This is a genomic window from Legionella bononiensis (assembly GCF_016786215.1).
Lineage (GTDB): Bacteria > Pseudomonadota > Gammaproteobacteria > Legionellales > Legionellaceae > Legionella > Legionella bononiensis.
Genome location: NZ_JADOBG010000010.1, coordinates 150187 through 159771 on the forward strand (window position 1 = coordinate 150187; position 9585 = coordinate 159771).

Genomic DNA, 9585 nt, shown 5'->3' on the forward strand with positions numbered 1-9585 from the left:
TGCCTCTATTTTTCATAAAACTAAAATCAGGCATGCAAAACGACTACACAGAGTTTGAACAACGCAAACGAGATCATATTGAACTCGCGCTGATGCCTGCAAATCAAAGCAGTGAATTAAATCCATTTGATCATTTTTCTTTAGTTCATGAGGCCCTGCCTGATATCAATTTTGAGGATATTTGCATTCAAAGCAAACGCTTTAATCAGATAGTGGAAACCCCGTTTTTTATCAGCTCCATGACAGCTGGTCATTCCAATGCAATTGATATTAACAGACGACTTATCGAAGCCTGTACTGAGTCACAATGGGCAATGGGAGTAGGCTCGCAACGCAGAGAGTTGACTGATAATCAGGCTGCTTTTGAGTGGACGCCACTGCGTCGTGATTTTCCCAAAACCCGATTATTCAGTAACCTGGGTATAGCTCAGTTAATAAATACCCCGATCTCATCCATCCAAAGATTGATCGACTCACTCCAGGCGGAAGCTTTAATTATTCATTGCAATCCACTGCAAGAGTGCATTCAACCGGAAGGAACAACTCATTTTAAAGGATGTTGGAATGCCATAACCGAGTTGGTTAAAAACCTGGAAGTCCCAGTAATAGTTAAAGAAACTGGATGTGGTTTTTCGCAAAAGACACTGGCTCGCCTGAATGAAACCGGTGTCGCGGCCGTAGATGTCAGCGGTGTTGGGGGTACTCACTGGGGACGTATAGAAGGTCATAGAGCCGATAAAAACTCAATCCGTCATCAAACTGCAGATACCTTCAGGAATTGGGGTATTGATACACTGCAAAGTGTTAAAAATGCAGCACAAATAAACCCTCACTTCGAAATCTGGGGTTCAGGAGGAGTGCGTCATGGTCTGGATGCAGCTAAATTAATTGCACTCGGCGCAACATCTATCGGATTTGCCAAACCCATGCTGGAAGCAGCTCTGAACTCAACAGAACAAGTACTTAACAAAATGGCTACAATAGAATATGAGTTAAAGACCGCCATGTTCTGTACTGGCAGTCAGATACTTAGCGATTTAAAGGAGAAAGCATGTCAATAGTCTCCAATGCCAATGAATTATTTCGTGGTTTCTCAAAACTATCCAGAGAAGAACGTTTTCAAAGGTTATTAGAATTGGGGGCTATGACCTCCGAGGACATCTCCTTTCTTCAGCAAGGCGGTATAAAAGACCTGAATCTTGCAGACAAATTGATTGAAAACGTGATTGGATATTTCCAATTGCCTTTAGGGGTTGCTACTAATTTTAACATCAATGGTCGTGATTACGTTATCCCTTTAGCGGTTGAGGAAACATCGATTATTGCCGCCTTATCCAAATCAGCTAAATGGATTCGGCAACACGGAGAAATCAGCACCAGCGTTCAGGGTGATTGCATACTGGGACAAATTCAATTAGCAAAAATAAACGATTTTCAACGATTTTCCCGGATTTTTGAAGAAAATCGCCTCAATCTTATCAAAATAGCAAATGAAGATGTTGCTGCGAATATGGTAAAACGAGGTGGTGGTGTTATTGATCTACAATTACGTCAATTAAAACGAGATGATGGTCAGGACATGGCAGTTATTCATTTAACGATGAATAGTTGTGATGCAATGGGAGCTAATATCATTAATCAGGTTTTAGAATATTTAAAATCACCCATTGAACAATTAACTGGTGAAGAAGTCACCATGTGCATTCTATCCAATTTAAACGATCAAAAATTAACCACCGCACAAGTAACCTTGCGTAATATAGACCCTGTTCTAGGATATAAACTGCAGGAAGCGTCTCTTTTTGCTGAAATGGATCCCTACCGAGCAGCGACTCACAATAAGGGAGTAATGAATGGTATTGATCCGGTTTTAATAGCAACCGGCAATGATTGGCGTGCGGTCGAAGCAGGAATACATGCATACGCAGCTCGATCAGGACGATATCAGGCCATTACCAAATGGCGTTATCAAGATGATGTACTGACAGGCGAACTCACCGCGCCAATCATTGTCGGCACTGTAGGTGGAGTCACTTCCCTACATCCTACAGCTAAAATGTGTCTGCGAATGATGGATATAAGTTCTGCAAATCAGCTGTCTCAAGTGATTGCCGCCGTAGGACTTGTACAGAATCTTGGTGCGATTAAAGCATTATGCACTGATGGCATCATTCAGGGGCATATGAAATTACATATTGATAACCTGTTGCTGGTTGCAGGTGCAGATGAAAATGAAATGCCCTTACTCAAAGAGCGTTTACAGGAGTGGCTGGATATTAACAAAAGAGTCAGCCTCAATAATGCGCATGATCTGTTAGCCGCAATCAGACAAGCCCCTATAGCCGTATGAAATGGTCCATCCCTGCCAAAACATTCTTACTTGGCGAGTATGTTGCAATTACTGGAGGTTCTGCAATCATACTCACCACAGCACCGTATTTTGAACTTTCATTAACCGATAGTATAGAACAATCCCCCATTCATCCTCAGTCGCCAGCAGGAAAATGGTGGAGTAAGGCACAAAACGAAGGAACGTTCTTGGGCTGGAATGATCCCTATAACGAGCGAGGCGGCCTTGGGGCATCCAGTGCTCAATTTTTAGGAACTTATTGGGCTACATGTCATCTTCATCAGAACATACCTGATGAACAATCCATGTTGGAAGCATATTATCAAAGTTCCTGGTCAGGCGAAGGATTAAGACCCAGTGGATATGATGTAATAGCCCAGGCTCGAAAAGGATGTGTGTACATTAATAAGCAAAAAAACATGGTGCAGTCATACCATTGGCCCTTTGATGACCTATCATTTCTCATTCTTCACACGGGAGTTAAACTTGCGACTCACCAACATCTCATGAATACCACCCTTCCAACCCAAATTAACGAGATGTCCAATTTGGTCGATGAAGCAAAGCTGGCATTTGAACAACGAGATAGCACGCAACTAATCAACGCCGTCAATAAGTATCACCAAATACTTTCAAGTTTAAATTTGGTTGAAGAACACAGTCTGAACATGATCAATACCCTTAAATCTAATCCTGAAATAGTAGCGATAAAAGGTTGTGGCGCATTAGGAGCTGATACCCTGCTGATACTAACCAAACGTCAGAATCTTCATACCTTGCGAAAAAAAATGGAACATGAAGGTTGGACTGTTTTGGCGTCTGAAGCAGATCTAAACTGTTAAAAGTGCTAGAACCCATAGCTCACTTAACGAAGGATTACCAAGTCTCAATCAAATCTATGATTTATCGAAAAAAATCAGAAATTTCCCTAATTTTAAATATCCAAAAGCATGGATATTCATCCCCCTCTCCATAATAAAACCTTCATAATTCCCATCTATACTAAAATTAAGAAATAGTATGAGCAAAACATGGCAACATTTACAGTATTTTGTTATGGAACTGGAGAAACTCATCAAGCAGCAAACAATATTATTTCTCAGTTTTCCAAGGCCTGCTCTCAGGAACATTCCATCCATGTCGATGGCCCAACTTTGTTAGGAACAGAAGTTAAGGCTAATGCTAAAAGAGCGACTGATCAGATTATTAAATGGTTAAGCACCCAGCAAGATGATTCTCATAATATTAATCTGACAGGGTTTAGTCGTGGTTCAGTGACTTCACTTCATATTGCCAATAATTTAAAGCGACAGGAAAAAGCATTAGCAGCTAAAGAACAGCGTTTGTTGCGTGCAGGGAAGGAACTAAATAATTCAGATAAACAACTTTTGACTCAATTACAGAAGATCAATTTAAATCTCTTTCTCATGGATCCAGTAGCTGGACTGAGTGATAAAAGCAACATGGATGGTCGTGTTATACCTGATAATGTCAAAAATTATGTTGCTGTATTGCAGATGGATGAAATGCGTCGTGATTTTAAACCACAAGATATGACCCGTATCATTGTTCAATCCCCTCAAACCACAAAAGTATCCATGTTGCCTATGTATGGTAATCATTCAGACACAACCAAAATTAAAAATGACCAGATGACTGCCGGACCTAAAATTGCCTGGTATTCTTTGCATCAATTTCTAACTCAACATGGAACAAAGTTTAATAATGATCAAATACCACAAATTGTTTACAGTCAAAATTATAAAAACCCTGTTGATTTACCTCAAAATCCATCTGCCAAAGAGTTACTCGAATTATTCAGTGTAAATCATGAAGAACGCGATGCGTACCTGAAATCTGGAAAAAAATCAAACCTTACTGATGGCATACCCGTACCTAGAGTGCAAAGAACACTAAATAACCACCTGGATTTCTATGTTAAAAACCCGGATTTTTTTACTAATCAATTGGAACGTGAACTTTTTAAAATAACTTATCCTAAAACATTTAATTATTTATTTGAAAGAAATCAATTCGATATCCGTTTTCCTGAAAACAGTAACTCTACCCCAGAGCAAGTTGAAATTGAATTGAACTCTTTAAAACGAGACAACTCTAAATTATTTGAACGTTTGAAACCTCGTGGAGTGCAAGAAGTTAACGGCATTATTACTGTTGGTCCCTCAGGGGGACTATATCATTTGGAACCTTGTGGCACAGTAGTACAAATGTTCCCAAATCTTGTAACCAATGATTTGATATATCAAAAAACACCCAATAAATTAGCCGTCCTGGAAATGAATGCTTATCGCCATATTTTTCGATATCAAAGAGAAAAACCGATCGTGTATTTCTCTGGTGAAAGACCAGAAGATTTACGGGCAACAAAGCTTATTAAAGAAATTAATTTATTAGTTAATGATAAGAAACTATCTGATGATGAAAAATATCACAGTGTATTGGATCTGGTTGAGAAGCATTACAAAGAGATGGCACAACAGGCAAGCACTTCCGATTTAGCTTCAATGCTAGGTAAATTATTAGACAGTTATGGACGTCAATATACAATTCAAGATCCCGGTATAGTTCGAATGCTTTTATCTGGCATTGTGCACGCGACAATGAACCTCCTTAAAGAAGTAATCAGTTTTGTAGGAAACCTGGGATATCTAGGTGGAACAGTATTGTTTGCTATAGGGCATGCCGTTCAGGACATTGGTCGAAGATTAAATGATATGCTGGGGCCTCTTGGCTATAACCCATTAAAATATGTAGCCTCTGCTATAGCCTATACTATGGAAGGAATAGGTTTTGCCATTAAAAACAGTTTTGGATTAAAGCCATTGACTGATTTTATCACCAGTGGTTTAAACGGAATTAGAGATGCACTAAATAAAGCAATTCTTGATATTAAAATTGAACGGGCTAATGCAGCAGCCAACAATGACACTGTCAATCCAATGGCTACTGAAACACAAACTCTCTGGACACAAAATGAATCTGATTTACCTAAACACAAAGCTGAAGAATTAAGGGAACCTCTACTCAGTAAACACGATGAATCACCATCTGATATACAGGCAACTGCCATAAATAAAACAAAAGATGCACGACGGGCCATGCAAGAACAAAGATCGGCTTTTCTTAGTAAAGAGAAACAGAAAGATGATGAGTTAAGTCATGAAGGCGATAGCAGCTTTCAAATCTCTTAAGCCCTTATTAAGGGACACGTTTGATTTAAAAATCATAAGTAATTGAATAAAATGAATTTTTTGCAAACCAGCAATGAAGACTACAAGCATGTTTTTCACGAAGTCTGGGATTCGTCTTAAGTCTCGTTCCATTCACTCTTAAATCATATACACCATTTTACTTGTAACTTTGCCAAAAAAAGTCAGACCAATTCAAAAATAATCAATAAAACACTTGAAATTCTACGCTAATCCGGTATGATTTCAGCCTCTTTAGGGCCGTTAGCTCAGTTGGTAGAGCAGGAGGCTTTTAACCTCTGTGTCATAGGTTCAAATCCTATACGGCCCACCAGTTTAATAAACTGATACCAACAAAGTAGTTTAGATAAAGAATACCCTGTAATGGGCCGTTAGCTCAGTTGGTAGAGCAGGAGGCTTTTAACCTCTGTGTCATAGGTTCAAATCCTATACGGCCCACCATTTTGGTCAACCCTCCTGATAGAGACCAAAATAGCAAAACAATTTATAAATCATCACCCATTGCGCTCGTAGCTCAGCTGGATAGAGTACTTGGCTTCGAACCAAGGTGTCGGGGGTTCGAGTCCCTCCGAGCGCACCATTTTTATATTTTAAATCAATAATTTAATCTGATAGTTTTAACATAGAGCATTTGATTTTTAGTTCCATTGTGACCAAAAAGTAGGTCAACAATAATTTACCGGACAAGTATTCTCGGCAAAACCCGGCCCTTTCCTATTTAAGTGGGCAGATCTAATCACCAGCATCTTAACACCAAAATTGTTCTATACTTTCTAATGAGAAACTCCAGACTAAATTGCTGTAAATTCTCTGAATACATGCACCATGTTTGATCATATGAATAAATGCAAGAGATTCTTATCATGCGACAACAAGATTCACTCAATAGCGCTATTGAGTCCGCATCACAAAAATCAGCTCACTTATTATTTGAAGTCCAGTCTCTTATTGATTCGTATCCCCAAGGGAGACATTCATTCCCCTCTGAACTCGATTTCAACATGTATATTTTACCACAAGCTAAATGTGCAACTGATTCAGGAGAACCCTGTGAACTCCTGGTTGATGGAGCCCAAAAATCTCTGGTAAAAATGCGTTTGCTAGAATTTATTGACAGTGATAGTCCAAGTTTTAAAGGATATCTTATACTGAGTTTTAAGGATAAAACCAAATTACCCATACCGCTTAATTCCGCAAATTGTTTAGACCTTAAAGAGTTGTTCAAAGTTCAGGGATGCAACCTTGATCGTATTTATTCAAGAAAATCTGCGCTTGCTGTGGATTGGATTAAATCAAATGTAGATACCGTCTACAATTCATACGCTTCGCGCCGTGATAAAGTTGATGAATTCTATGATTCCGAACATTTAAAAATTAATAACGAAATCAGACGAATACTGGCAAAAGAACCAGCACTGAAATCAATCAATATTATCGATGGAGGTTGTGGTAACGGTAAGTACATTAATGCAACAGCAAACGCATTCAATGAAATCGATGTTCATTTGGTGGGCTTTGATTTTAACGAGTCCAATATTGAGCAAGCACAATCTAAATATTCAGATAAAGGAACATTCATTAGAGGGGATTTGCTGAATTTTCAAGAGGTTCTAGACCAATGCGCTCACGTGTTGGATGATAATGCCCCTACTTTTATTGTGTTATCGGGCTCACTAACACGCCTTGTATTAACCAATGGTTTTCAGGCACTAAAGGTATTACAGGGCTTTGCCCAAACTGATTTTGCTGATTATTTAGTGGGTTGTGGTGTTGGTGAACCATTGATTAACCGACGTATTGCCAAGCAAGTTGGATACCGGATGGAACCGTCGACAACTACAGCGAGTGAATTATTTTCTTGTAAAAAGATGACTCAGAAAGAATTTATTAATCAGAAATTAAAAAAACTCAAACAATATAATACGCTTGATTTGTCCTTATACCACAACCCTTCTGCATTGCTCGATAATCAGCAATTATTAAAACACCTTGCTGATGACAGCATTATCGATCTTTCATTTACAACTTTAACACCTAAGTTGATAGACGCGATAAAATTAATTATTAAAGAGAAACCTAAGGTTAAACTCGTATTTTGGCATAATCAAATTAATCAGCTCCAAGAATTTTATGATTCATTTCCAGAAGAACACATCAAATCAATGTATTATACAAGAGATGAGCATTTCCTTGGGGCATCATGGTGGTTTAATTCTTCCTTTGAACCTGATCTTACTGATTTATCCGACCAATTTGTGTCGTCACAATTCTCCGATTTTTATATTAAAAATTTATTGTTACACAGTAAAAATGAACGCTCTGTTTTTCTAAACTTAATCCATTTGTCTGAGCAATATGGACTTAGAAATTGGATATTTGATAATACACTCTTTTTAGAATATTTAAAGAATGAACAATTTCATAATACATCAGCTCAAAAAAGGGATGAATTAGTTAATTCAGCTGTACAAGACATCAATTCTTCTAATTTTGAAAAAGTAATGTACCTATTAGAGAAATTGAATCTAATTAATAGCACTACAGACCCGGAGTTATATTATCTGTTACATGTATACAATCAACCTGGAATTTATGGATCTGACCTTCTCTGTAAAACACTCTCATCTACTCAAAATAGAAAAGACAGAATAATCGAATCTTTAAAATTTTATAACCGGGATTTTGAAGATGCTTATCAAAATCTAATTATGCTTGTAAAAAATATCAGTTTAGATACTCCCAAAGAAGTGCACAACAGATCAGAGGAATTAGTGTTTTGGGCCATAAAGAATTGGTCTAATTTTGAAGATGTAGAACATCTGGTTAAGACCTTGGACGAATCTAAGTTAATTGATCCTCAAAAGGATCTCGTAATATATTACATGCTGGCCTTTTTTAAACAATATCCAGACAGGCGAGCTGATGTATCGAATGAAGCGAACCTAGGTAATGAGAAAGGACGCCTGATTGAAGCACTAAAATTTTATGATGAAAGACATCATGATTCATACCTGCAAATGGTTACAATACTGGTAGCAAATCAATGGCAAAAAGAGTTTGATTTTCTTGCAATAAAAGGACAACATCAGGGCCTAATCAGGTCATTAAGTCACTCTTATTATCCTGAATTTAAACTAATGGAACTTCTTCCTTATTTGAATGCCGATGGTCACATTGTTTTTAGTTATAATGGGTCAACAAACTCTTTAGAAATTCAGGGTCAATTTGATTTCTGGTATGTAAATGCGAGAGCTGAAGTGGATGTAAAGTTACAACGATTAGGATTCACTGATACAGAAATAGCCAATATTATCAACCCCTTTCAATTTCTTCATGGAACATCAGATTCACTCATTATTCCATTAAAAGAAGAACAGGTGCAGTCACTTCTTGCAGATCTTGATACAATAAAAACCAGACCAGAAAAAAATATTCTGGAGTCCGCTTTTTACCAAACATTGATAGCACTCCCTTCAGACGAGTTTGACGATGAAGAGCAATCTTCCCTTGTAACTCGGGTGCCAACATTTTTTAGTTCTTCTCTAAAATCAAGACTATCTGATGATAATAGCATGGACGATTATGCACGACTTGGGTTAACTCGGGAACAAGCCCATTCCTTATTAATTGAAAATTTACACAATATCCAGGAACATCTTACTCCACTTATAAATGAAAAATTATTAGATAAACAGTTTTTGGAATACCTTAATACCAAACAATTAAGACCTCAAAATAGTCCATTAGACCATGTGACTTCACAAGCGAATCAATTTGCATCTGACCCAGAAATTATCCACGAATATATTAATTATGAAATTCATGATCGAACATCACAAAATGACGTTATTGAACCGATGCTATTTGAACTATTGCAGAATTTAATAAATAAAACTCCAAAATTGGGCTGATAGCAGCCCACATTCTTTGAAGCAAAATTGCTTCGTATCGTTATCTTAAAGTTTATTTGAATATAAAGTGTACCCCTCGTTCTTCTAATAGTAT

The 9585-nt window shown here is 37.7% G+C and carries 5 protein-coding genes and 3 tRNA genes; all 8 read left to right on the plus strand.

Annotated features, from left to right (window positions below):
- The first annotated feature begins 32 nt into the window (after positions 1-32).
- The 8 genes from fni to IZU94_RS06070 all read left to right on the plus strand — a co-directional run bounded on the left by fni (position 33) and on the right by IZU94_RS06070 (position 9491).
- Positions 33-1061 carry a type 2 isopentenyl-diphosphate Delta-isomerase gene (fni, locus tag IZU94_RS06035; protein WP_203108963.1) on the plus strand — a complete coding sequence of 343 codons (1029 nt, stop codon included), beginning with the start codon at positions 33-35 and terminating at the stop codon, positions 1059-1061.
- On the plus strand, positions 1052-2350 hold the full coding sequence (locus IZU94_RS06040; protein ID WP_203108965.1) for a hydroxymethylglutaryl-CoA reductase, degradative: 1299 nt from the start codon (positions 1052-1054) through the stop codon (positions 2348-2350). Before fni ends, IZU94_RS06040 begins: the two co-directional genes overlap by 10 nt.
- Positions 2347-3192: a mevalonate kinase family protein gene (locus IZU94_RS06045; RefSeq protein ID WP_203108967.1), complete on the plus strand. Its 846-nt coding sequence runs from the start codon at positions 2347-2349 to the stop codon at positions 3190-3192. The genes IZU94_RS06040 and IZU94_RS06045 overlap by 4 nt, the downstream gene beginning before the upstream one ends.
- A gap of 189 nt (positions 3193-3381) precedes the next feature.
- Complete coding sequence (locus IZU94_RS06050) at positions 3382-5562, plus strand: DUF5621 domain-containing protein (protein WP_203108969.1); 2181 nt, start codon at positions 3382-3384, stop codon at positions 5560-5562.
- Positions 5563-5817: 255 nt separating this feature from the next.
- Positions 5818-5893 (plus strand) — tRNA-Lys (locus IZU94_RS06055).
- Between the two features lie 52 nt (positions 5894-5945).
- Positions 5946-6021 (plus strand) — tRNA-Lys (locus IZU94_RS06060).
- A gap of 62 nt (positions 6022-6083) precedes the next feature.
- Positions 6084-6160, plus strand: a tRNA-Arg gene (locus IZU94_RS06065).
- Between the two features lie 283 nt (positions 6161-6443).
- Complete coding sequence (locus IZU94_RS06070) at positions 6444-9491, plus strand: methyltransferase domain-containing protein (RefSeq protein WP_203108971.1); 3048 nt, start codon at positions 6444-6446, stop codon at positions 9489-9491.
- Positions 9492-9585 lie beyond the last annotated feature (94 nt).